Origin of the sequence: Citricoccus sp. (genome assembly GCF_032154715.1) — a bacterium.
In the GTDB taxonomy this organism is placed as follows: domain Bacteria; phylum Actinomycetota; class Actinomycetes; order Actinomycetales; family Micrococcaceae; genus Citricoccus.
This window is the reverse complement of record NZ_JALDXU010000051.1, coordinates 1-23,200: the sequence shown is the minus strand read 5'-3', so window position 1 is coordinate 23,200 and position 23,200 is coordinate 1. Positions and strand designations below refer to the sequence as shown.

At 70.5% G+C, this 23,200-nt stretch carries 19 protein-coding genes; 7 read left to right on the top strand and 12 right to left on the bottom strand.

Translation table 11 applies throughout. The features are described from left to right. Nucleotides 1-24 precede the first annotated feature (24 nt). The 10 genes from RUH65_RS09860 to RUH65_RS09815 form a co-directional block, all read right to left on the bottom strand. Nucleotides 25-1,194, bottom strand: coding sequence for a hypothetical protein (locus tag RUH65_RS09860; RefSeq protein ID WP_313817223.1), 1,170 nt, complete (start codon nucleotides 1,192-1,194; stop codon nucleotides 25-27). Further along, entirely contained in the window at nucleotides 1,194-1,571 is a 378-nt protein-coding gene (locus tag RUH65_RS09855; protein ID WP_313817222.1) for a chorismate mutase, read from the bottom strand. The genes RUH65_RS09860 and RUH65_RS09855 overlap by 1 nt, the downstream gene beginning before the upstream one ends. A gap of 4 nt (nucleotides 1,572-1,575) precedes the next feature. Then, entirely contained in the window at nucleotides 1,576-3,312 is a 1,737-nt protein-coding gene (locus tag RUH65_RS09850) for an ABC transporter ATP-binding protein (RefSeq protein WP_313817221.1), read from the bottom strand. Beyond that, nucleotides 3,309-4,346, bottom strand: a complete 1,038-nt coding sequence (locus RUH65_RS09845; protein WP_313817220.1) for an ABC transporter permease — start codon at nucleotides 4,344-4,346, stop codon at nucleotides 3,309-3,311. The genes RUH65_RS09850 and RUH65_RS09845 overlap by 4 nt, the downstream gene beginning before the upstream one ends. Nucleotide 4,347: 1 nt before the next feature. Continuing rightward, nucleotides 4,348-5,427, bottom strand: coding sequence for an ABC transporter permease (locus RUH65_RS09840; RefSeq protein ID WP_396179982.1), 1,080 nt, complete (start codon nucleotides 5,425-5,427; stop codon nucleotides 4,348-4,350). A 54-nt stretch (nucleotides 5,428-5,481) separates the two neighbouring features. After that, a complete protein-coding gene (locus RUH65_RS09835) occupies nucleotides 5,482-7,134 on the bottom strand; it encodes an ABC transporter substrate-binding protein (protein WP_313817219.1) in 1,653 nt (550 codons plus the stop codon). A gap of 189 nt (nucleotides 7,135-7,323) precedes the next feature. After that, nucleotides 7,324-8,511: a tRNA 2-thiouridine(34) synthase MnmA gene (gene mnmA / locus RUH65_RS09830; RefSeq protein ID WP_313817218.1), complete on the bottom strand. Its 1,188-nt coding sequence runs from the start codon at nucleotides 8,509-8,511 to the stop codon at nucleotides 7,324-7,326. Between the two features lie 47 nt (nucleotides 8,512-8,558). Next, a complete protein-coding gene (locus tag RUH65_RS09825; protein ID WP_313817217.1) occupies nucleotides 8,559-9,839 on the bottom strand; it encodes a cysteine desulfurase family protein in 1,281 nt (426 codons plus the stop codon). 58 nt (nucleotides 9,840-9,897) lie between these two features. After that, nucleotides 9,898-11,001, bottom strand: a complete 1,104-nt coding sequence (locus RUH65_RS09820) for a diacylglycerol kinase family protein (RefSeq protein ID WP_313817216.1) — start codon at nucleotides 10,999-11,001, stop codon at nucleotides 9,898-9,900. Further along, nucleotides 10,998-12,032: a hypothetical protein gene (locus tag RUH65_RS09815; RefSeq protein ID WP_313817215.1), complete on the bottom strand. Its 1,035-nt coding sequence runs from the start codon at nucleotides 12,030-12,032 to the stop codon at nucleotides 10,998-11,000. The genes RUH65_RS09820 and RUH65_RS09815 overlap by 4 nt, the downstream gene beginning before the upstream one ends. 157 nt (nucleotides 12,033-12,189) lie before the next feature. Between RUH65_RS09815 and folP the strand changes: the two genes are divergently transcribed. The 5 genes from folP (at nucleotide 12,190) to RUH65_RS09790 (ending at nucleotide 17,352) form a co-directional block, all read left to right on the top strand. Continuing rightward, nucleotides 12,190-13,191: a dihydropteroate synthase gene (gene folP, locus RUH65_RS09810; protein WP_313817214.1), complete on the top strand. Its 1,002-nt coding sequence runs from the start codon at nucleotides 12,190-12,192 to the stop codon at nucleotides 13,189-13,191. Next, nucleotides 13,188-13,985 (top strand): pyrimidine reductase family protein, encoded by a 798-nt coding sequence (locus RUH65_RS09805; RefSeq protein WP_313817213.1) that lies wholly within the window; start codon nucleotides 13,188-13,190, stop codon nucleotides 13,983-13,985. The genes folP and RUH65_RS09805 overlap by 4 nt, the downstream gene beginning before the upstream one ends. After that, entirely contained in the window at nucleotides 13,982-14,950 is a 969-nt protein-coding gene (locus RUH65_RS09800; protein ID WP_313817212.1) for a DnaJ domain-containing protein, read from the top strand. Before RUH65_RS09805 ends, RUH65_RS09800 begins: the two co-directional genes overlap by 4 nt. A 235-nt stretch (nucleotides 14,951-15,185) precedes the next feature. Continuing rightward, nucleotides 15,186-15,641, top strand: coding sequence for a tRNA (cytidine(34)-2'-O)-methyltransferase (locus RUH65_RS09795; RefSeq protein WP_313817226.1), 456 nt, complete (start codon nucleotides 15,186-15,188; stop codon nucleotides 15,639-15,641). Nucleotides 15,642-15,771: 130 nt separating this feature from the next. Continuing rightward, nucleotides 15,772-17,352, top strand: coding sequence for an anti-sigma factor domain-containing protein (locus tag RUH65_RS09790; RefSeq protein ID WP_313817211.1), 1,581 nt, complete (start codon nucleotides 15,772-15,774; stop codon nucleotides 17,350-17,352). Nucleotides 17,353-17,359: 7 nt separating this feature from the next. Here the strand turns inward: RUH65_RS09790 and RUH65_RS09785 are convergent, their stop codons facing one another. Continuing rightward, nucleotides 17,360-18,247, bottom strand: coding sequence for a PIG-L deacetylase family protein (locus RUH65_RS09785; protein ID WP_396179975.1), 888 nt, complete (start codon nucleotides 18,245-18,247; stop codon nucleotides 17,360-17,362). Nucleotides 18,248-18,270: 23 nt separating this feature from the next. Then, entirely contained in the window at nucleotides 18,271-19,812 is a 1,542-nt protein-coding gene (locus RUH65_RS09780; RefSeq protein WP_313817210.1) for a trypsin-like peptidase domain-containing protein, read from the bottom strand. A gap of 255 nt (nucleotides 19,813-20,067) precedes the next feature. Between RUH65_RS09780 and RUH65_RS09775 the strand changes: the two genes are divergently transcribed. Further along, the gene (locus tag RUH65_RS09775) at nucleotides 20,068-22,179 is read left to right on the top strand and encodes a TPM domain-containing protein (protein ID WP_313817209.1); all 2,112 of its coding nucleotides are present in this window, start codon (nucleotides 20,068-20,070) and stop codon (nucleotides 22,177-22,179) included. A 138-nt stretch (nucleotides 22,180-22,317) separates the two neighbouring features. After that, nucleotides 22,318-23,112, top strand: coding sequence for a PspA/IM30 family protein (locus tag RUH65_RS09770; protein ID WP_313817208.1), 795 nt, complete (start codon nucleotides 22,318-22,320; stop codon nucleotides 23,110-23,112). Nucleotides 23,113-23,200: the final 88 nt, after the last annotated feature.

Here is a 23,200-nt window from a genome sequence, read left to right as displayed (position 1 = left end):
CCCCGCAAAACCTATTCGCTCAACTCAGCGCGTCAACTCGGCTGGTGACCCCAGGCCGCCGTCCTGGCGAATCCGGTCGAGTTCCTCCGCCGTGGCCACCGCGGACGCCAGGGCCTGATTGGCTCTGAGGTGGGAGGCCGCGGACTGGTCCGGTGCGGCCAGGGTCAGCCTCCCGAGCAGCTCCGGGTCCAGTCCGATCCGATCCCACGTCCGGGCGATCATGACCCCGGTGCCCCGGTACGGGTGTCCATGGCCGACGGCGGATTCGGTGGGCTTCACGGGCTGGCCCGGTGGTGACGCCGGTGCCGCCGGCGCTGACGGGAGGCGGAACACGATGTCCCGGCCCGCCTCGGTCCAGCCCGCGACGATGTCCCAGCGCGAACTGTCCGATCCCGGCCCCTCGAGGGGACCCAGGGGAAGGGCCAGGGCGGCCGTCCTCTGCTCCTCCTCCGATGTCAGCACGGCAGGCGGCAGCGCTTCGGAGGCCAGCAGCGCCAGGTCCGCCCAGGCCCACTCCTCCCCGGCGCCCGCTCGGCCGGGGGCCAGGACGATCCCGGTGGCGCCGGCGTCGAGCAAGGCCTGGGCGACCAGGGTCCAGGCCTCCCGGACCTCGGAGCGGGGCAGGGAGCGGACGGTGCGGTAGCCGCTGGCGGTGGGCAGCGCACCCGAGAGGACGGCGGCGGCGTGGGGCTCGTCCAGCACCACGGTCACCCGTGCGGCGCCCGTCTGGGACCGGACCGCCCGGACGTGTGCTGCGAGGCCGGCGGCCAACGACTGGGCGACGTCCCGGCGGGCTCCGTGATCCGAGAGGGAGCGTTCGCCTCCGGGCAGCCACAGCTCGGCGGACAGCGTCAGCGGACCGGTGACCCGCACGAGCAGGTCTTCCACGGCAATCCCGGACTCCCCGGCGACGTCCGTCAGGGCGTGGCGATCCGTGGTCAGGGCCGAGACCGCCCGGCGGTGGTCCATCCCGGGTTCGGGAACGAGCCTCCAGCCGTGGGGCTGCAGGTCGACGGCGAGCTCCTCCAGGAGGCCGGCGGTGCGGCCAATCGCATCGGAACCGGGGCCCCGGGCGGGCAGCTCGGGCAGCACCGGCAGGTGCGGGGCACCCAAGGCGTTGAGGAGGTCACGGGACGCGGACACCGGGTCCCTCCCCGGCCAGGCCCCGAGCAGAGTGGCGCGAACGGCAGGCATCAGGCGCGGTCGGCGGCGATGGCGCGGTGGTGCTGGATGACCTCGGAGACGATGAAGTTCAGGAACTTCTCGGCGAACGCCGGGTCCAGCTCCGCGTCCTCGGCCAGGGTGCGCAGGCGTTTGATCTGCGCAGCCTCACGGCCCGGGTCCGAGGGCGGCAGGGCGTGTTCGGCCTTGAGCCGGCCGACCCGCTGGGTGCACTTGAAGCGTTCAGCCAGCAGGTAAACCAGGGTGGCATCGAAGTTGTCGATGCTGCCGCGGATCGCATACAGCTCGTCCAGCACCGCCGGATCGGCCTCACCCAGGAGCGAGGAGGCGTGCGGGTCGTATCCGGTGGCCGGGTTCTGGCCGGTCTCGGCGGCCGGGTCGTCAGTCATCCCCCTAGCCTACGGTCGTGCGGCGCTCATTCCGGCGACGTGACTGCTCCTCCGGGTCCGGTACAGGCAGTGAGGCCACGAGCCGGCGGGTGTAGTCGTGCCGGGGGCTGCCCATCACCTGAGAGCCGATGCCCTCCTCCACCAGGTCCCCCCGGTAGAGGACGCCCACCCAGCTGGCGAGGTGGTCCACCACGGCCAGGTCGTGGCTGATGAACAGGCACGCGAAGCCGAAGCGCTCCTGGACCTCCCGGAACAGGTCGAGCACCTTGGCCTGCACGGACACGTCCAGGGCCGACGTCGGCTCGTCCGCCACCAGCAACGTGGGGTCCAGAGCCAGCGCCCGCGCCAGGGAGGCCCGCTGCCGCTGGCCTCCGGAGAGCTCGTGCGGGTAGCGCCGGGCATAGTCGGACGGCAACTGGACCGCGTCCAGCAGTCCGGCGACCGTGCGGTCGACGTCTGAGGCGGCGTCGCCACCACCGCGGTCCCCGGGATGGACGAGGAGGGGCTCGGCCACGCACTCGCCGATCGTCAGGTGCGGGTTGAAGGAGGCGGCCGGGTCCTGGAACACGAAGCCGATGTCCCGTCGGAGCGGTTTGAACGTCCTCTCCCTGAACCCGACCATCTCGTGCCCGAAGACCGTCAGAGAACCGCCCGTGGCGCGGGTGAGCCCGGCGATGGCGCGGCCGATCGTGGTCTTGCCGGAACCGGACTCACCGACGAGCCCATAGACCTCGCCGGGGTGGATGTCGAAGTCCACTCCCTTGACGGCGCGGAACGGCTGCTGACCCATCCGGCCGGCGAATTCGATCTCGAGGCCACGGGCGGTGACCACGGGCGTGGCCTCTCGGTGGCGGCGCTCGGTGTCCCCGGCGGAGGCCGAGTTCCGCCCGAGGTGGGGCACGGCGTCCAGCAGGGCCCGGGTATAGGCCTCGCGCGGATCCGCGAACAGCTGGGACACGGGGGCCTGCTCCACGATCTCTCCGTGGTACATCACCACCACGCGGTCCGCGAGGTCCGCCACCACCCCCATGTTGTGGGTGATCAGCATGATGGACACGCCGCGGGAGTCCCGCAGCTCCCGCAGCAGGTCCAGGATCTCGGCCTGGACGGTGACGTCCAGCGCGGTCGTGGGCTCGTCCGCGACGATGAGTCCGGGTTCCAGGGCCAGGGCCGCGGCGATGACCACGCGCTGCTTCTGGCCGCCGGAGAACTGGTGTGGATAGTAGTCCACCCGGTGCTCGGGGTCGGGGATGCCGACTGCACGCAGGGCCTCGATGGCGCGCCGCCTGGCCTCCTTCTTGCCGAGAGCGGCCTTCGGACCGGACGAGGTACCGTTCGCTCGACGATGGGCCCGCAGGCCCTCCATGATCTGCCAGCCCACCGTGTAGACCGGGTTCAGGGCGGTGGAGGGCTCCTGGAAGATCATGGCCGCAGCGCTGCCCCGCAGCCGGCGCAGCTCGGCGCCGGGGAGCGAGAGGACATTCTGTCCGGACACCACCACGGCGCCGGTGGCCAGCGCCGTCTCCGGGAGCAGACCCAGCACCGTCTTGGCGGTGACGGTCTTGCCGGAACCAGACTCGCCCACGACGGCGACCACCTCCCCCGGCGCGACGGAGAAGGCGGCCGTCCGTACGGCACGGACATCGCCGCCGTCGGTCGCGAAGGTCACCGAGAGGTCCCGGACCTCCAGGACGGGCGCGGCCGCACCAGGGCGGTGTGCGCTGTCGGTCTGTTCGGTCACGGGGAGACCTCCGGGTCGGTCCGGACAGTGCCGGTCGCGGCGGTGCCGGTAGAAGCTGCGGGGGTTTCGGGAGCGACGGTGCGGGCAGCGGCGGTCGCTCGCCTGCTGCGGGACCGTGAGCGGGTGCGCAGGCGCGGATCGTTCAGGTCGTTCATCGACTCGCCGACCAGGGTCAGGCCGAGGACCGTGAGCACAATCGCCAGGCCCGGGAACAACCCGGTCCACCAGATACCGCTGGTCACGTCGGACAGCGCCCGGTTGAGGTCGTAGCCCCACTCTGCGGCGGCCGTGGGCTGGATGCCGAATCCCAAAAAGCCCAGCCCGGCGAGGGTGAGGATGGCCTCGGAGGCATTCAGGGTGAAGATCAGCGGCAGGGACCGGGTGGCGTTGCGCAGGATGTGCCGGGTCATGATGCGCCACGGGGAGGTGCCGACCACCTGGGCCGATTCCACGAAGGGCTCGGCCTTGAGGCGGATCGTCTCGGCGCGGATCACGCGGAAGTACTGCGGGATGAACACCACGGTGATGGACAGCGCCGCCGCCAGGATGCCGCCCCACAGGCTCGACTGACCCTGGCTGATGACGATCGACATGACGATCGCCAGCAGCAGGGACGGGAACGCGTAGATCGCATCGGCGATGACCACGAGCACGCGGTCCACCCAGCCGCCGAGGTAACCGGAGACCAGACCCAGCAGCACGCCGAGGATCAGGGACATCACCACCGCGACGACGATCACGGCCACGGCGGTCTGCGCACCCCACAGGGTGCGGGAGAGCACATCGAAGCCACCGACCGTGGTGCCCCAGGGGTGCTCCGCCGAGGGGGCGCCCTGGGTGGGGAAGGCCCCGCCGCCGTCGGGATGGGACATCTGTGCGTAGCCGTAGGGGGCGAGCACCGGGGCGAGCGCCGCGGCGAGCAGGAAGATCACTGTCAGGACGAGCCCGCCGATGAGCATGCCGCGCTGGAGTCCGGCCGACTGGCCCAGGTGGGAGACGACCGGCAGTTTGCGGACCGTGGTGGTCAGGGACATGTCAGTACCTCACCCTCGGGTCGATGAGGGCGGCGACGATGTCCACCAGGAAGTTCGTCACGGCCACGATCACGGCCAGTATGACCACGATCCCCTGCACGGCCACGAAGTCACGCGCAGCCAGGTATTCGGCCAGCTGGAACCCCAGTCCCTTCCATTCGAAGGTGGTCTCGGTCAGCACGGCCCCGCCCATCATCATGGCGATCTGCATCCCCATCACGGTGATGATGGGGATCAGCGCCGGCCGGAAGGCATGGCGGGTGGTCAGCCGGTACTCGCTGACGCCGCGGGACCGGCCGGCCTCCACGAACTCACGTCCGAGGGTGCCGATCATGTTGGTCCGGACCAGGCGCAGGAACACGCCGCCGGTCAGCAGCCCCAGCGCCAGGGCCGGCAGGGCAGCGTGTTGGAGCACGTCGCCGAGGGCGGCCATGTTCCCGGAGCGCAGGGCGTCCAGGAAGTAGATGCCTGTGGGCGCCTGCAGGCCGTCCAGGGCCAGCTGGTTGCTGATCGTCAGCCGCCCGTTGGTGGGGAGCCAGTCCAGCCACACGCTGAAGACGAGCTTGAGCAGCAGGCCGGCGAAGAACACCGGGGTGGCGTAGAACAGGATCGCCGCGATGCGCAGGAACGCATCCGGCCAGCGGTCGCGGAACTTCGCGGCCACCATCCCCAGGGGGATGCCGACCACGAGTGCGACGATCACGGCGAAGAACACGAGTTCGAGGGTGGCCGCGCCGTAGGTCACCAGCACCTCGGTGACGGGGCGGTTGTCCGAGAGCGTGGTCCCGAAATTACCCGTGAGCAATTGGCCGAGGTACTCGACGTACTGGACCGGCAGGGGCCGGTCGTAGCCGGCGGCGGCGATCCGCTCGGCCAGCTGGGCCGGCGTCAGGCGCCCGCCCATGGCGGCGGTGATCGGGTCGCCGGTCACCCGCATCAGGAAGAACACCATGGTCACGAGGATGAACACGGTGGGGATGATGAGCAGGAAGCGGATCAGGATGTAGCGGCCCAGCCCGCCCAGACCCTTTGTCCGGGTCGGGGCGGACGGTGCGGTTCCCTCGTCCCCTGGCAGCACCACCGGTTCGTCGCCGGCCGGGGTCCCCGGCAGGTCAGTGGTTACGGTCACGGTGGATTAGCCCTCCTTGGACACGGCTCCCAGACGGAACTTGAACGAGGCGTCCAGGGTGTCCTCCACGCCTGCGACCTCTGGACCGGATACGGCCACCTGGGCACCCTGCAGCAGCGGCAGCGTGGACAGTTCCTCGCCGACGATGTCCTGGATCTGCCCGAGCTTCTCGCTGCGCTCGGCCTCGTCCGGGGTGACGCGCTGCTCGGCGATCAGCTGGTCGACCTCTTCGTTGACGTAGCCGTTGGAGAGGAAGTTCTCGATCGCGAAGAACGGGGACAGGTAGTTGTCCGCGTCCGAGTAGTCCGGGTACCAGCCCAGCTGGTAGACGGGGTAGGAGTCGATGCGGTCCTGCTGGTAGGTCACCCACTCGGTGGACTGCAGGTTCACCGTGAAGAGGTCATTGGCCTCGAGGTGCTGCTTCACCAGGGCGTACTCCTCGCCGGAGGACGGGCCGTAGTGGTCCGGGTTGTACTGCAGGTTCAGGGCCACCGGGGTCTCGACGCCGGCCGCCTCCAACCGCTCGGCGGCGCGGTCCTGGTCCGGGCCTCCCTCGCCGTCCCCGTACTTCTCCTTGAGAGGTTCGGTGGCGCCCTCGAATTCCTTCGGGACGAAACCGTAGGCCGGGGTGTAGGTGCCCTTGTAGACCTGTTCCGACAGGGCCTCCCGGTCCAGCAGATCGGCCATTGCCTGGCGGACGGCCAACGACTTCTCCTCATCCGCCTCCTCGGTCTCGGCGCCGAAGGGCATGATGTTGAAGTTGAAGACCATGTACCGCAACTCGCCGCCGGGACCCTCGTGCACCACCACGTTGTCGTCCCCGGACAGGTCCTCGACGTCGGTCGGCGTCAGGGCGCGGGCGGCCACATCGATGTTGCCCTGCTGGATGTCCAGCTTCAGGTTGTTCGAGTCGGCGTAGTACTTGATGGAGGCCTGCGAGTTCTTCGGGGCCCCCAGTAGGCCCTGGTAACCGTCGAACGGCACCAGGTTCACGAGCTGGTTCTTCTCGTAGGAATCGATCGAGTACTGACCGTGGAAGGCCTCTGCCGCCACGATGTCCTCGTCCGGGAGCAGCTCGTCGGCGGGGAAGGTCTCGTCGTCCACGATCGGGCCGACGGGCGAGGACAGGACCTGCGGGAAGGTCTGGTCGTCACCTTCCTTGAGGGTGAAGACCACGGTGGTCGGGTCCGGGGCCTCGACGGACTCCAGGTTGCCCAGGAGGGAGGACGGGCCGTTGGGATCGGCGATCTCCAGCTGGCGATCAAAGGTGTGCTTGACATCGGCGGAGTCCAGCGTGTTCCCGTTCGCCCAGGTCAGGCCCTCCGGCAGGGTCACCGTGTACTCGTTCGGGGAAGTGAACTCGGCGGTCTCCGCGAGGTCCGGCTCCACCTCGGCGGAGCCCGGGGCGGAGTTCAGCAACAGGGGGTAGACCTGGTTCATCAGCATGAACGAGCCGTTGTCATAGGAACCGGCCGGATCGATGCTGGTGACCTTGTCCGTGGTGCCGTAGACGATCGGCGCGCTGCTGGCACCGCCTTCGCCGGAACCCCCCTCACTGCCTTCGCCGCTCGGGGCTGGCCCGGTGCAGGCGGTGAGGGCCAGGGCGGCGACCCCGCCCAGTGCGATGGCCGCGCTCAGGCGGCGTCGGATAGTGGCCATGACGGTGTCCTCCTCAGGGTCGGTGGACACCGAGGACGGCACCACCGACCCGGGTGCGAATGCGGGTGCGAGTGAAGGTGATCCCGATCACTATGACCTGGATCACATCAGACTGTACGCCGGGATCCGGCGAATTCCGAACCCAAGTTACCGGCGAGTCGCTCGCATCGTACCGGCGGGTAGATCCCGTCAGGCCACCCGGGCGGCGTTGAAGGCGGCGTCGATCGTGGACTGGCCCAGTACGCGTGTGCCCTGGTACAGCACGGCCGTCTGGCCGGGCGCGACCCCCGCGAGGGGCTCGAAGAGTTCCATGACCCAAGTGCCGGCGTCGTGAGTCGGGGGCGCAGTATCCTCAGCCCCGTCACCGTCCGGGCTCGCCGGCGCGGCGTCCGAAGGACCCGGGCGCTCCACCCGGGCACGGGCGGGCACGGGATCCCCGTGCGCGCGGACCTGCAGGTGACAGTCGAACCAGTCACCGGTGGCCTCCTCGGCCAGCGGGGCCCCGGCCCAGGAGGGGCGGATGCCCGTCACACGATCCACGGCGAGCATCTCCTTGGACCCGACGACGACGGTGTTGTCCTTGGGACGGACCTCGAGGACGAAGCGGGGACGGCCGTCCGGGGCGGGACGGCCGATGCTCAAGCCCTTGCGCTGGCCCACCGTGAAGGCATGCGCGCCGGGATGGGAGCCGAGGCGGTGGCCCTCCGTGTCCACGATGTCCCCCTCGGTCATCTCGATGCGTTCGTTCAGCCACCCCCGGGTGTCCCCGTCCGGGATGAAGCAGATGTCATGGGAGTCGGGCTTGGCGGCCACCGACAGCCCGCGCTCGGCCGCCTCCGCCCGGACCAGGTCCTTGGACGGGGTCTCGGCGAGCGGGAACATGGAGTGCTCCAGTTGCTCGGCCGTGAGCACGCCGAGGACGTAGGACTGATCCTTGGCCCAGTCGGCGGCGCGGTGCAGTTCGAGGTTGCCGGTGTCATTGCGGAGGACGGTCGCGTAGTGACCCGTGCACACGGCATCGAAGCCCAGGGCGAGGGCCTTCTCCAGCAGCGCGGCGAACTTGATCCGCTCATTGCAGCGCATGCAGGGGTTCGGGGTGCGGCCCGCGGCGTACTCGGCCACGAAGTCGTCCACCACGTCCTCCTTGAACCGCTCGGAGAAGTCCCACGTGTAGAAGGGGATGCCCAGCTTCTCGCAGGCGCGCCAGGCGTCACGGGAGTCCTCGATGGTGCAGCAGCCTCGGGATCCGGTGCGCAGGGTTCCGGGCATCCGGGACAGGGCGAGGTGCACCCCGACCACCTCGTGGCCGGCATCCACGGCGCGAGCGGCGGCAACGGCGGAGTCGACTCCCCCGCTCATGGCGGCGAGGACCTTCATCTTCGTGGTTTCCCTTCGGTGTACGGCGGTTTCTGCTGTGATTCCCGTCAGCGCTGGCTGTTCGCGGTCTTGATCCTGGAATCGTGCCCGGCCAGGCCGGCGCGCAGGGCCGAGGCGTGGACGTCCGGCAACACGGACAACACCTGCTCAACGTCGGCGGGTCCCGATGTATGCCCGAGGCTGAACCGCTGCACGCACCGGGCCAGCTCCTCCTCGATGCCCAGCGCGGTCAGCACGTGCGAGGGGCGGGGCACCCCGGCCGAGCAGGCCGAACCGGTGGAGGCCTCCACGCCGACCATGTCCAAGCCGAACAGGAGGGAGTCACCCTCGCACCCCGGGAAGGTGAAGTGGACGTTGCCCGGCAAACGACGGGTGCCGGGCGGCAGCCGCTCCCCGGTGAGAGGATCGAGGTCCTCCGCGCCCGTCAGTCGCGCGTCGGGCACCAGCTGACGGATCCCGTCGATCAGCCGGTCGCGCAGGGCACCGACGCGTTCGCGCTCGGCGGGCAGCTGGGCGTGGGCTTCGGTGGCGGCGGCGGCGAAGGCCTCGATGAGGGCGGCCGGGATGGTCCCGGAGCGGATGTCACGCTCCTGGCCCCCGCCGTGGAGTACCGGCGTGATCGCGGCATCCCGCCGCACCAGCAGGGCGCCGACGCCGACCGGCGCGCCGATCTTGTGACCGGTCACCGCCATCGTGGTGGCGCCGGAGGCCTGGAAGTCGAGGGGCACGGCGCCGAAGGCCTGGACGGCGTCGGTGTGGAAGGGCACCCCGTGTTCCACCGCCAGGGCAGCCGCCTCGGCGATGGGCTGGATGGTGCCGATCTCGTTGTTGGCCCACATCAGCGTGGCCGCGGCGATGGTCTCCGGGTCCCGGGCCAGGGCGTCGTGCCAGGCGTCCAGGTCCACCCGCCCGTCCGCGTGGACGGGGACGAAGTCCAGCCGGGCCCCCTCGTGGGTCTCCAGCCACGTGGCCGCGTCCAGGACGGCATGGTGCTCCAATCCCGTGAGCACGATGCGATGACACTCGGGCGCCCCTTCCGCGCGGGCGCGGTCCCGGCGCGCCCAGTACAGCCCCTTGAGTGCCAGGTTGTCCGACTCGGTGCCCCCGGAGGTGAACACGACCTCGCTGGGGTGGGCGCCCAGGGTGGCCGCCAGGGCATCCCGCGCCGTCTCGACCCGCAGCTTGGCCCCGCGGCCGGACTGGTGCAGCGACGACTGGTTCCCGAGCGTCCTGGCACTGGCCGTGAATGCCTCCAGCGCCACCGGGCGGAGTGCCGTGGTGGCGGCGTGGTCGAGGTAGACGCGGGTCCGGGATGCGGAAGGGGTCATGCACTCCAGTGTAGGAGTCAGGGGGCGGAGACGATCCATCCGTGGACCAACTCGTGCTTCATTCCTCTCCCTCGGACAGCACGTGTGGCAGCCCCGTGTCCAGCACGGTCAGCGCGCCGGGCTCCACCGTCACCGCGGCCGGCAACAGTCCCAGGGGCTCACCGTCCCCGTGCAGGACCGGACCAGCGCTCCTCCGGGACGGCTGCCCAGGCGGCCCTGGATCCGGCACCGCGGTGATCTGCTCGATCCGCACCGAGCCCGCCTCCCGGATCTCCACCTCCGGCAGGTGCGTGTGGCGTCCGGCGAAGACCTTCGGGAAGACCCGCAGGAACCGCACCGGGCTCAGGGGTGTGACGTGGAAGACCTCCAGCACGCCGTCGTCGATCCGCGTTCCGGGGGCGACCTCCATGCCGCCCCCGATGAACCGGCCGTTCATCACGGCGAGCAGGAACGTGGGCCCGGTCAGGATCGGGCCGTCCGGCCCATCCAGTCGGATCCTCAGCTCAACGGGCTGGAAGCGCAGCAATTCCACCAGCACGGCGGCCACATAGCGCAGGCCACCGCGGGGCCAGCGCATCCGGTTGGCGGTGGCGTTCACCTCGGCGTCAAAGGCCACGTTCACCCCGGACACCGCATACCGGCGCACGAGCTCCGGCGGCCCGCCTGCCGCGTCGCGGTCGTCCACGGTTCCGGCGAAGTCCAGCCCCGCGGGCAGGGCTGCCGGCAACGGGGCCAGTTCCACCCGGGCCAGGTCGATGCGGCGCGGCGGCCGGTCCAGACCAGTGAGGACCCGGTCGGCGGCGCCCGCCACCCCGCAGCCGGCCAGGTCCAGCGCCCGGGCCAGGTCGTTCCCGGTCCCGGCCGGCACCAGGCCGACCGGCATCCCGGTGCCCGCCAGCACGTTCGCCGTCGTGTGCAGCATCCCGTCGCCGCCCACCACCACGACGGCGGCCGGCGTCGCCCCCGCGGTCCTCGCCAGTCGCGCGGCGAGGGCCTCGGAGTAGCGCCGGACGGGCGGTGTCCCGTCATCGCCGGGCACCGCCAGGATCTCGACATCGACCCCGCCGCTGCGCAGACGGGCCGCGGCTTCGGCCCCCGCGTCGGCACCCCGGCCGGCCCCGGCGGCGGGGTTGATGCACAACAGGACGTGGTGGCGGCTCACGGGCTGGGACTCCGGTGGTTGAGCGTGTCCGCGAACGCGGTGAGGTCCGTCTCCGGCCGCACCACGGCGGCCTCCAGGCCGGGGTGCGTGCAGATGGCCCGGATCAGCTCGGTGGATCCGGCCACCAGGGTGGAGTCGAAATCGATCTCGCTGGCGAGCGCCCAGGCACGGTCCCGCGGCCAGGCGAGGTTCGGTGACTGCTCCTCGGTGGGTTCCGCCTCCGGCAGCAGCGGGTGGGCGGCGCGGGCCCAGACGGGGTGGCGCAGTCGGGTGCCGTCGTCGGCCAGCAGCAGGTATTCCCGGAATCCGTCGCCGACGTCCAGCAGCCCGGCTCCATGGCGAAGGGCTCGGGTGGTACTCGGCACGAAGGCCGGGGGCATCTGGACGGAGGAAGCCTTCCCGCCGGTGGCCTCGAACACGCCGGGGCCGAACTTGGCACTGCCGCCATCCATCCAGCCGCGACCGGGCCACAGCCCCAGCACCAGGTCCTGCGGCGTCTCGGTGTGTCCCAGGAGCACCTCGGCCAGTGTTGCCATGGCCGGGGAGGACAGCTGACCCTGTTCCGGTGAGCCGTACTCCAGACGCGCCTCCCGCGTGGAGGACACGGAGTCGTTCCCGTCCGCCCGGGCGAGGTCCGCCCACTGCGCACCAGCGTGGAACACGGTGCCGCGATCCGCGGCGACCTGGCTCCACATCGTGGTGCCGTAGGCGTGCAGCGTCCGGTCCGCCGGCCATAGCGCGTCACGGAAGTCCTCCTGCTCCTCCGGCACCAGGCCGAACGCGCGCAACCGCGCGGCCGCGTCCTCGTCCCAGTCCCGGTGGTGCCATGGCACCGGATGGAAGATCCGGGCGATGCTCTCATACGGCGCTGGGTTCCCCACCGGGACGACCGTGGCGACGTGGCCGTTCCAGGACTCGACGCCGAGACCCGCGGTACCGGCCTCCAGCATGGCGGCCACCCAGGCACCCTCGGCCGGAGCGAGCGGGGCGAGTTCGGGTGCATCGGGCCGGGGTCGGGGTCTGCGGTGCATGAACTTCATCGTGCCACCTCGGAATCGGCCTCTGGACCTCTCGTGACAGCCGGTTTCCCGACGCGTCACCGGTATCCTGCCAGAATGGGACGGACGGTCTCCTGCACCGACCCCCACTGAAGCCCACCATCATCAGTCCTCGAGGAGCACGCCGCCGATGCCCATGGTCGAGCCGGAGTTCAGACACCCGGTCCAGCGCTTCGCGCACCGCACCGTGGACGTCCGCTCGCGCATCCTGCTCATGGCCGTGGTCAATCGCACCCCGGACTCCTTCTACGACGACGGCGTGACCTTCGCCCTGGACGCAGCGGTGGGTGCCGCGCGGCGGGCGGCCGAGGACGGCGCGGACTGGGTCGATGTCGGCGGGGTTCCCTTCTCTCCCGGACCGGAGCTGCCCCCGGAGGAGGAGGCCGAGCGCGTGGTGCCGGTGTTCGCCGCCCTGCGGTCCGGCGGCGGTCCCGCGGCCACCGCGATCCTCTCCGCCGACACCTTCCAGCCGCTGGTGGCCGAGCGTGCCATCGCGGCCGGGGCCGACGTCGTCAATGACACCACCGGGCTGTTCCACCACGATCTCGGCCGGGTGGTGGCCGCTGGCGGTGCCCACCTGGTGATCACCCACTCCCTCGCCACGCCGCGCACTCCGGTGCCGTCGCCGCGCTACGACGATGTGGTGGCTGAGGTCCGCGAGTACCTGCTGCGACGGATCGACCTGGCCCTCTCCCTCGGGGTCCCGGAGGAGAAGATCATCGTGGACCCGGGCCACGACCTGAACAAGAACACCCGGCACTCCCTGGAGATCACCCGGCGCTTCGACTCCTTCAGCACCCTGGGATTCCCCGCGCTGGCATCGGTGTCCAACAAGGACTTCATCGGCGAGACCCTGGACCAGCACAAGTCGGCCCGGCTGGGCGGTTCGCTGGCAGCGGCCCAGGTCTGCGTCCTGAACGGTGCCCGCGTGCTACGCATGCACCAGGTGGGGCCATCTGTCTCGGCGATCCGGATGACCGAGGCCGTCATGGGCTGGCGCGAGCCGCTCCGGCTGGAGCACAACATGCACGGCCTCAACCGGGGTGCCGACCGCGCAGCGGGCCCCGGGGAGGCTGCCGCCTGGGATGGCCTGGAACCAGCCTCTCCCGCGAACGAAGGAGTCAACCCATGAGAGCACTCGTCCACCCCTACCCCTCGGGTCTGGCCAGTCCGACCCTCACCGCAGACCTCACCGACGACGACCTGGTGGCGTTCTACGCCCCGCCCGGTCAGGACCGGAGCCGCGGGGACTTCTCGGGGGACGGGCTCTGGGTGCGCTTCAACTTCGTGTCCTCCGCCGACGGCGCGGCCACCGTCCACGGGCACTCCGACGGTCTCGGAACGCCGGCCGACCAACGGCTCTTCGCTCTGCTCCGCCGGCCCGCGGACGTCATCCTCGTGGGTGCCGGGACCATTCGTGCCGAGGGCTACGGCGGCGACCTGGTCTCTGCGGAGGATCGTGCCTGGCGCGAGGCCCGCGGGCTGCCCGCCCACCCGGCGGTCGCCCTGGTCTCTGGATCCCTCGATCTGGACCCGGAGAGCACCTTCTTCACCACGGCCCCGGTCCGGCCCCTCCTCCTCACCACCACCGCGGCCGACGCCGGCCGGCGGGCCGCGCTCGGCCAGGTCGCAGACGTCGTGGATTGCGGGACGGACCAGGCAGAGCCGGCCCGGATCCGCGCCGCGCTGGCCGAGCGCGGCCACCGGCTCGTGCACTCGGAGGGCGGGCCCACCCTGCTCGGTGCCTTCACTGCGGCCGGGTTGGCCGACGAGCTGTGCCTGTCCCTCTCACCGCTGCTCGCCGGTGGTGCGGGCGGCCGGATCATCGGGGGCGCGGACCTGGCCAGTCCCGCCGGAATGACGTTGGTGGGCCTGCTTGAGGAGGACGGGGCATTGTTCCTGCGGTATCGGGTGACGGCACCGTGACTCCCGCCGATTTCGGTGGCCGCTCGGCCTACGAGGTCCTCAGCGTCTCCTTCGACGCGGACACTGCCTCTCTCAAGGCCGCCTGGCGGCGTGCGGCCCGCCGCACCCATCCGGACTATGGCGGGGACGCGGCCGAGTTCCGACTGGTCAGCTACGCCTGGGAACTGGTCGGCACCCCTGAGTCCCGGCGCGAGTACGATCGCGGGTTCAGCGCCGGAGGCGGATCGGCCCAGTCGGCCGCGCCGGCATCGGAACCCTCCTTCTCCACCCGGTCCGCGCGCGGCCAGTCCACGAGCCCGGGCAGTGGCGGAGATCGCAACGGCGCGGCCGGGACCATCACCTATGTTCCGCCGCTGGAGGACGAGATGGTGCTGGACCTGGCCCGCAGTTCGCAACAGATCCACGGGGCACCCCGCAAGCGCGGCATCCTGCCGGCCGGCCACCGGCTCGTGCGTGAGGCCCGCACCATCCGCACGCTGCAGAACCATGTGCTCGGATCGCTGCCGGCCAGTCGTCTCGTCACCGGCCTGCACCTGACCTTCGGACGGCTCAGCTCCGGGGCCATCGACCACGTGGTGCTGTGCGGGGACCGGCTGGCGGTGATCGGCTCCATGCAGGTCCCCGAAGGGGTCTACCGGTGGGACGGGGCGGAGGTGTGGCGCGGAGACCGGCGCCTCTCACCTCCGTCCCTGGCACCGGCGATGGTCGCCCTCCAGCGGGCCTTCCCGGACTGCAGCGTCGGCGGGTTCATCCTGGTCCTCGGGCCGGACGAGAATCCGCACGCCCCCGTCATCCAACTCGAGCGCACCCGCTCGGTGCTGGACTCCGACGCGGGGTTCCTCACGGATCCACCGGCCAACGCGTTGCAATTCAGCCGCGACGTGAAGATGTTCCTCGGTACCGGCCCGCTGTCCGGCACCGTGGACCGCCGGCTCCTGGCCCGGCTGCTCGGCGCGATGTACTGAGCCGTCACGATGCCGGTCCGGCGAGGTACTGTTCCGGCGGGCCCCCGGAGGACCTGTTCCCAGCGCTGGGTGCGCTTCACCGGGAGCCGGCTCCCCGTGGCCGCACTACGATGGCCGGGTGCCTTCCGACTTCCCCGATCCCCTACTCCGCCGGACCGCGACGCCCGGTGCCGTCCCGACCAACCCGCACCTCGCGGCTCCGAGGGGACCGGCCCCCGGCACCCCGGGTTTCAGGATCCTCCTGCACTCACCGGAGATCCCGGGCAACACCGGCAACGTGATCCGGCTGGCGGCCATCACGGGGGCCGAGCTGCACCTGGTGGAACCGGTCGGGTTCGACTTCTCCGACGCCAAGCTCCGCCGGGCGGGCCTGGACTACCACGACCTCGCCGTGATGACCGTGCACCCGGACCTGGACACGGCGCTGGAGGCCTTGCTGCCGGCGCGGGTCTTCGCCTTCACGTCCGGCGGCGATCGCCTGTTCACAGACCTCGACTACGGTCCCGGTGACGTCCTGATGTTCGGCCGCGAGTCCACCGGTCTGCCGGAGGAGGCCCTCGGCGATCCTCGGATCACCTCCCGTGTGCGGCTGCCGATGCAGCCCTCCCGGCGGTCCTTGAATCTGGCCAATTCCGCCTCGATCGCGATCTACGAGGCCTGGCGTCAGCACGGTTTCGCGGGATCCGCCTGAGCAGTGAGCCGTCCCCGCACTGTTGTCCGGCTGGTTCCCCCTGCGTCCCGCTGATTCCCGCATTGCGGACCGGTCACGGTCCGCGTGGCATCAAGGCGGGATGGCCCGGCGTTCCTATGCTTGAGTCACCATGAAGAAGAACGCTCCCGGTCTCCCTGATCGCCCGACCGACGCGGAAGACGAATCTGTCCCGTCGGCGACCTCGGCGACCTCGCCCGCAGCGACCGACCTCGGCCTCCCCGGCCTCGATCACCTGCTGCGACTGGCGGGCGAGGGCGACCAGGCCTCCTTCTCCGCGTTCTACGATGCCACCGCCCCCTGGGTCTACGGGCTGGCGTGCTCCATCTTCGCCTCCGAGGCCGACGCCGACGAGGCCACGGTGCTGACCTATGTCCGGGTCTGGGACGCCGCCCCCCACGAGCGGTTCGACGATGACTCCGTCCGCGCCCGCCACCGCTCGGTCCTGTGCTGGCTCGAGGTCCTGGCGCACGAGACCATGACGCGGTTGTTGCGCGAGAATTCTCTGCCTGAGTACGGTGCGGGTCTGCTGCCGGACGGTGCCGGTGCTGCCGAGGGCGGACATCGCCAGCCCACCACGGTGCTGTCCGTGCTGACCCCGGCCCAGTTCCAGGCGCTGGATCTGGCCTGGGCCGGGGGCCGGACCTACCGCCAGGTGGCGGAGGAACTCGGCATCGCCGTGCCCACCGTGAAGTCCCGGCTGCGAGACGCCGTCCAGCGCGTCTCCAAGCGCTACCAGGAGAAGTTCCTCGGACGATCCAGTGAAGACGACTCGGTGCTGCACCGTGCGGTCACCCCGGAGATCGCGGCCCGCACCGGCACCACGCGCAACTTCACCCTGAACCTCAGCCAAGACCTGGAGAACGGCCTGGCCAAGGAGTGGGCCGACCTGGTGGCCCTCGATGCCGTGACTGGTCCCGAACGCGAGGAGCTGGACCGCTTCTTGTCCCGTCAGGGTCCCGAGTTCACCACCTTGTGGCGTGCCCGGATCGAGGGAGCCCGCCGCACCGTCACGTGGGCGTTCCGCGGGCTGGCACACGAACCGCCCTCGGAGCTGCTCGACGAGCTGTTGCACCGGTTGCCGGCGCAGGACGTCGGCATGGGACTCGTGGACGGACTGGGGCCCTCCGCGTCACCGGACCACGGGGTGACGCGCAAGCGCCCTGTGAAGAAGTGGATGCTCGTGGTCACCGGGCTGCTGCTCCTGGTCCTGGGCGTCTGGACCATCGTGCGGCTGATCGTGGGACCGGACATCGTCTCGGCGGTGGATCGCGCCGAGGACTCCTTCACCACCCGGCAGATCTCGCTCACGGACGGCGGTTCCATGCAGGGGCACGTCTCCAAGGACCAGGACCTCGCGTACGTGACCTTCGCCGGCATGCCGTCCCCGGGCGAGGGCACCGTGTTCCAGTTGTGGCTCTTTCCCATCGACGGCTCGGCCCCTCACAGCCTTGGAACGCACACGCTCGAGGACCTCCAGGACCCGGTCACCTTCCGCGGCGTCGAGCGGTTCCGTGAATTGGTGGTCACCCTGGAGCCGGAGGGCGGATCGGAGACCCCGACGTCGGCCTCGCTGGGCAACCTCGACCTCGTCCACCAGGTGACCCAGGGGCCGATCTACGGCGGCCATCCGAACAGCACCCCGACGCCGTCCGAGGAGGGCGACGACGGCGCCGCTGGCACCGGAGGCTGATCCTCGCCTAGAACCCGCTGATCGTGCTCGGGTCGTTGACGCTGACCAGCTGGAAGGTCTCGACGAACCGCCGGCGGCCGTCGGCCGTGACGGCGGTGCTGGTCGAGGCGGGATGGTCCGGCACGGACACCGTCTCGGCAGGGCGGCTCGAGCCCACCGCTCCGGCGGCGGGGGGGCCCGCTGCGGCGAGCCAGTCCCGGTGCAACTGCTCCATGCCGTCCAGGACGAAGGCTTCCATCGCCGCCACATCTGGGTGCTGCGAGGCATGGAAGCGCAGGGCCGCCAGCTTGTCCTGTTCGAACCCCGTCACGTCCACGGCGAGATTGGAACGAGCCGCCGGATGGCCGTACACCACCAGCCACTTCAGATGGAACGCCTCCAGCCCCCGCGCGGCCAGTTCCGGATAGGCGAAGGGGTTCTCCACCGCCGGGTAGCTGGCGCGCACGACCGCCTCACCGGCGGCGAGGTGGTCCGGGTGGGAGCGCTGCAGGCGGTCCCAGTCCCGTTCGGGGGACATCGTGAACACGGCATCCGGCCGGTGGCGGCGCATCGCCTCCACCACGTTGGCCATCACGGCGTGCGAGGGCTCCAGGTAGCCGTCCCGCTCCCCCCAGTACTCCACGTCCTGCACGCCCAGATGGGCAGCGGCCTCCCGTTGCTCCCGGTGCCGGCGCTCCGTCATCGTGTGCTGGTTCTCGGTCTCGAAGCCGCCTGCGTCCCCGTCCGTCATGACCACATAGGTCACCTCGACGCCGGCCCGCGTCAGCCCGGCGACCGTCGCGGCGGCTCCGAAATCCAGATCATCGGGATGGGCTCCGAAGGCCAGGACCTTCGTCCACCCGTGGTCGGCAGCCAGTTCGGCAGGCGTCTTGAGAGGCATCGTCAGCGGCGTCATGTCCTCCATGGTGCCCTCTGCCGCTAGCCCTGGTTCGCATCCGAGACGAACGTGACCTCCGCGGACTGTTCCTCGCCGTCCCGGGTGAAGTGCACCGTGGCCGTTTCGCCTTCGGGGTACTCGCGCACCACCGCGGTCAGTGATTCGCTGTCCGCGATGGGGCGGTCTCCGACGCCGGTGATGACGTCACCCTCCTCGATCCCAGCCTCAGCGGCCGGGGTGTCCGGAACCACCTCGACCACCCGGGCTCCCGCACTGAATCCTCCGGAGGACAGGGCGTTCTGCTCACTGGTGCCGGCGCCACTGGCCTCGGCACTCGGCTCGGTGCCGGCCGGCGCGGCGGGCTGCGGCGTCACGGAGACGCCGAGGAAGCCGTGGGTGGCCTCTCCGTCCTCGATGAGGTCCTGAGCCACGCGCTGGGCGTAGTCCACGGGGATGGAGAAGCCCACGCCGATGTTGCCGGAGGAATCCGCGCCCGAGGCCCCGGCAGCGGAGGCGATCGCCACGTTGACGCCGATCAGCCGCCCCTGGGCGTCCACGAGTGCGCCGCCCGAGTTCCCGGGGTTGATGGCGGCATCGGTTTGGACGACGTTCATGAAGATCGAGCCTTGGGCTTGCGGCTGCTGCTCGTCGGGGGCAGGGAACCCCGGGATCTCGAACTCGGGTGCCTCCTGACTGCCTCCCTCACCGCTGTCCTCGGGCACGGCCGAGGAGGCCACGGAGATCGTGCGGTTCAACTTCGAGACGATCCCGTCCGTCACGGTGCCGGACAGCCCCAGGGGAGCGCCGATGGCGATGGCGGAATCGCCCACGTTCAGCTCGGAGGACTGCCCCATCTCCATCGGCGTGAGTCCCTCGGCCTCGATCTTGACGACGGCGAGATCGGACTCCGGGTCCGTCCCCACGATGGTGGCGGTGTGCACGGCCCCATCGGCGGTCTGAACAGTGATGTCGGCCTCCCCCGACTGCCCTCCCAGCGTCACCACGTGGGTGTTGGTGAGGATGTGTCCTTCGTCGTCGAGGATCACGCCGGAGCCAGACCCGGAGCCCTGCCCGGCCGTGACGGAGAGGGTCACCACGGACGGAGCCGCCTTGGCGGCCGCGGCCGTGACGGCGGTGGCATCCTCCGAGCGATTGATGTCCAGACCGTGGCCCTGTTCCTGGACGGAACCCGTGCCGGCCGAGCCGGTGTTCTCATCCATGGCCGCGTTGACGCCGACGGCCACGCCGCCACCGGCCAGACCGGCGATGAGCATGCCGGCGACGAGGGCACCGACGCCGACGGTGTGGCGCTTCCGTGCCGGGCCGGCGTCGTGATGATGTGCCTGGTGGGAGGGGCCCATGACGGGTGCGCCTGACTCCGGTGTATCCATGGACGGCTCCGGACCCTCTGTGTGGGGCAGGGACTGGGTCTCGTTCCAGCGGGGGTAGGGCTCCCTGCTGGCCGAGAGGGGCTCGGACGACCGGGCGGACGTCGGCGGGGTCTCAGGACGCGGAGGGACGGAAGGCGTCCCCCCGTGCTGTCCGCCGGTACCCTCGGTGCCGTTGTGGTCCGCTTCGTTCATGATCGTCGTCCTTTCCTGCCGGATCCCCATGGTGGGGTGCCCGTCGTCGTGGTCGGTCAGGCCGCCCGGGCCGCACCGCGTCCTCTATCCTGCCGCGTCACCCTGTCTACTGGGACCGTGTTCGCTGGACGAATCCTGAGTGCATGCTCGACGGTTCGCCGATGGCGCACTCTTCTTTCATGGCGAACGTCCGGAATCGCCCCATAGACTTCTGCTAGCAGCCACCATCCCACGTGTACCCCTGAAGGGTGATCCATGAAGTCCCAGGCCCAAGCGGTGCAACCGCGCCGTCTCTCCCCCGCCGTCCTGGCCCTGAGCGCCCTCCTGGCCTCGGGACTGACCATGACCGGCGGATTGGCCCTCGCCGAGGCGGCCCGGGCCGAGGCGCCGGTGGACATCCCCCCGCGCACGTTCGTGGTCGATCAGGCCGAGGTGCTCACCTCCGCCGAGGAGGACGAGATCACCCAGGCCATCAGTCAGCTGCGCTCGGACGAGGGCCAGAACCTCTACGCGGTATACGTGGACGAGTTCACCGACGAGGCCGGCCAACCCATGGATCCCGACGAGTGGGCACTCGAGGTGAGCGACGTGAATTCGATGGGGTCCACCGATTCCCTTCTGGTCGTCTCCGTCGCGGAAGGCGAGTACCGCTACGGCGCAGCCCAGGCCAACAGTATCTACCCGCTGCAGGAGGAGATCATCGGGGAGTACATCGGCCCGGCCATGCCGGCGCCGGGTGAGGATGACTGGGCTTCACCCGCAACGGCCGCGATCGCCGGCGTGCAGGACGCCGCCGATGGGCGGGTCAATGGGCCCGACTCCGGCGGTGGTGCAGGCGGGTGGGTTGCCGGTGGCCTGGCTGTGGTCGCGCTGGCCGGTGGCGGCTATGCGCTGATGCGCCGGAACAAGAACAAGAGCTCGCAGCAGGCCCAGGGGTCCCAAGGGGCTGAGGGGCCAGCAGACCCGCTGGACGAGATGTCCGTGGAGGATCTGCGCACCAAGGCCGGATCCATGCTCATCGGCGCCGATGACGCGATCCGGTCCTCCGAGCAAGAGGTCGGCTTCGCCCTGGCGTCCTACGGCGAGAAGGCCGTCGAGACCTTCACCCAGGACATCGAGATCGCCAAGGACCACATGCGGGAGTCCTACAAGCTGCAGAATCAGCTGGATGACCACATCCCGGACACCGAGGAACAGCAACGTGCCTGGCTCAAGGACATCATCGCCCGGTGCCAGGCTGTCAACGAGTCGCTGTCCGCACACACCAAGGAATTCGACGAACTCCGCGACCTCGAGAAGAACGCCGGTGCGGCCCTGGAGTCCCTGAACGCCCGCGCCGATCAGGTGGCGGACTCGGTGGCGCAGGCCGAGCAGGGCCTCGTGGACCTGCATACCCGCTACGCGGACGTAGCGCTGGTCGAGGTCAATGACAATGCCACGCAGGCCCGGGAACGCCTCGAGTTCGTCCGGGCTGCCGCGGCCAAGGCTCAGGAGACCCTCACCTCCGACCCGTCCACCGCCGTGCTGGCGATCCGGGCCGGCGAGGAGGCCGTCTCCCAGATCTCCACCCTGGTGGAGGCCGTGGCCAAGGCCCAGGGGCACCTGGAGAGCGCCATGGAGAACCTGCAGACCGGGGTCAACCAGTCCACCCAGGACCTCGCCCAGGCACGGGCCCTCGTGGCGGCCGGCCAGCACACCGAACTGGCGGGTCCGGCGGCCGGTCTGCAGCAGACACTGTCCCGCGTGACATCCGAGATCGCCGCGGGCCGTCCGGCCCCCTTCCGATTGCTCCAGTCGTTGGAGCAGGCCCATCGCCAGCTCGACGCACCCCTGTCCGGCATCCGCGACCGCCAGGAGCAGGAGCGCCGGGCCGCCGCCGCCCTCCAGTCCACGATCCGGCAGGCGCAGGCCCAGATCGACGGCACTCAGGACTTCATCGCGGCCCGCCGTGGTGCCGTGGGCAGCCAGGCCCGCACCAAGCTGGCCGAGGCGGAGCGGACCCTGCAGGACGCCGTCCGCCTCTCGGGACAGGACCCGGTGACCGCCTTGAACCTGGCGAACCAGGCCAGCTCCCTGGCGGACCGCGCCAGCCAGCTGGCCCAGCAAGACCTCAATCAGTGGGGCGGCTACGCCGGGGCCGGGGCCGGCCGCGGTGGTTATGGCGGCGGCGGGGGCGGCGGATTCGGCGCCGGCCTCGGCGGGGCCATCCTCGGCGGCATCCTGATGGGCGGCATCCTCGGCGGAGACAACGACCACGGCGATTGGGGCGGCGGTGGTTTCGGCGGCTTCGGCGATGGCGGCGGCCTGGGCGGCGGGGACTTCGGCGGCGGCGGTGGCTTCGGCGACTTCGGTGGCGGTAGCTTCTAGGAACGGACACGCGGACGATACAGTCCACAGAATTTCCGGTGCCGCGAGGCACCGGGGCCCAACGCCCGTTAGCGGGACACGGGAGACGGAGCTCCGGAAAACCCCGGGGCCCTCACGGAATGAGCGGAAGGCGACAACGTGGTAAAGCAGTCCATTTTCGGCCGAATTGCAACCCTGGCCAAGGCCAACATCAACTCGATGCTGGACAAGGCCGAAGACCCGCAGAAGATGCTGGACCAGATGGTCCGCGACTACACCAACAGCATCTCCGAGGCTGAGGCCGCCGTGGCCCAGACCATCGGCAATCTGCGCATGATCCAGGACGACTACAACGAGGACCTGGACGCCTCCAAGAGCTGGGGACAGAAGGCCCTGGCCGCCTCCTCCAAGGCCGACCAGTTCCGCACCTCCGGTGACACGGCCTCCGCGGACAAGTTCGACAACCTGGCCAAGGTCGCCATCGAGCGTCAGATGGATGCCGAGAAGTCCGCCAAGGCCGCCGAGCCGACCATCGCCTCGCAGACCGAGATCGTGGACAAGCTCAAGGACGGCTTGGACAAGATGAATGACAAGCGCCGCCAGCTGGTCTCCAAGCGGGACGAACTGGTGGCTCGCGCCAAGTCCAGCCAGGCCCAAGCTGCAGTGCACGACGCCGTGAAGTCCATCGACATCATGGACCCCTCCTCCGAGGTCAATCGGTTCGAGGAAAAGGTCCGCCGCGAGGAGGCCCGCGTGCGCGGCCAGAACGAGCTGGCGTCGTCCTCTTTGGACGCCCAGTTCGAGTCCCTCGAGGACCTGGGCGAGCAGACCGAGGTCGAGGCCCGCCTCGCCGCGCTGAAGGCGGGGGGAACCCAGTCCCTGACGGCCGGCAATGCCGCGGACACCGGCGAGACTGAGCTGGACTACTCCGAAGGTGCCACCCGGTCCAACTGAGTCCGGGTTCCGTTCCGGTCTAACGGCCCGGACCACCACGTCGGCCCCTCCCCCTTCCCCGTGCCCGCCAGGGGCAGCGACGGGAGGG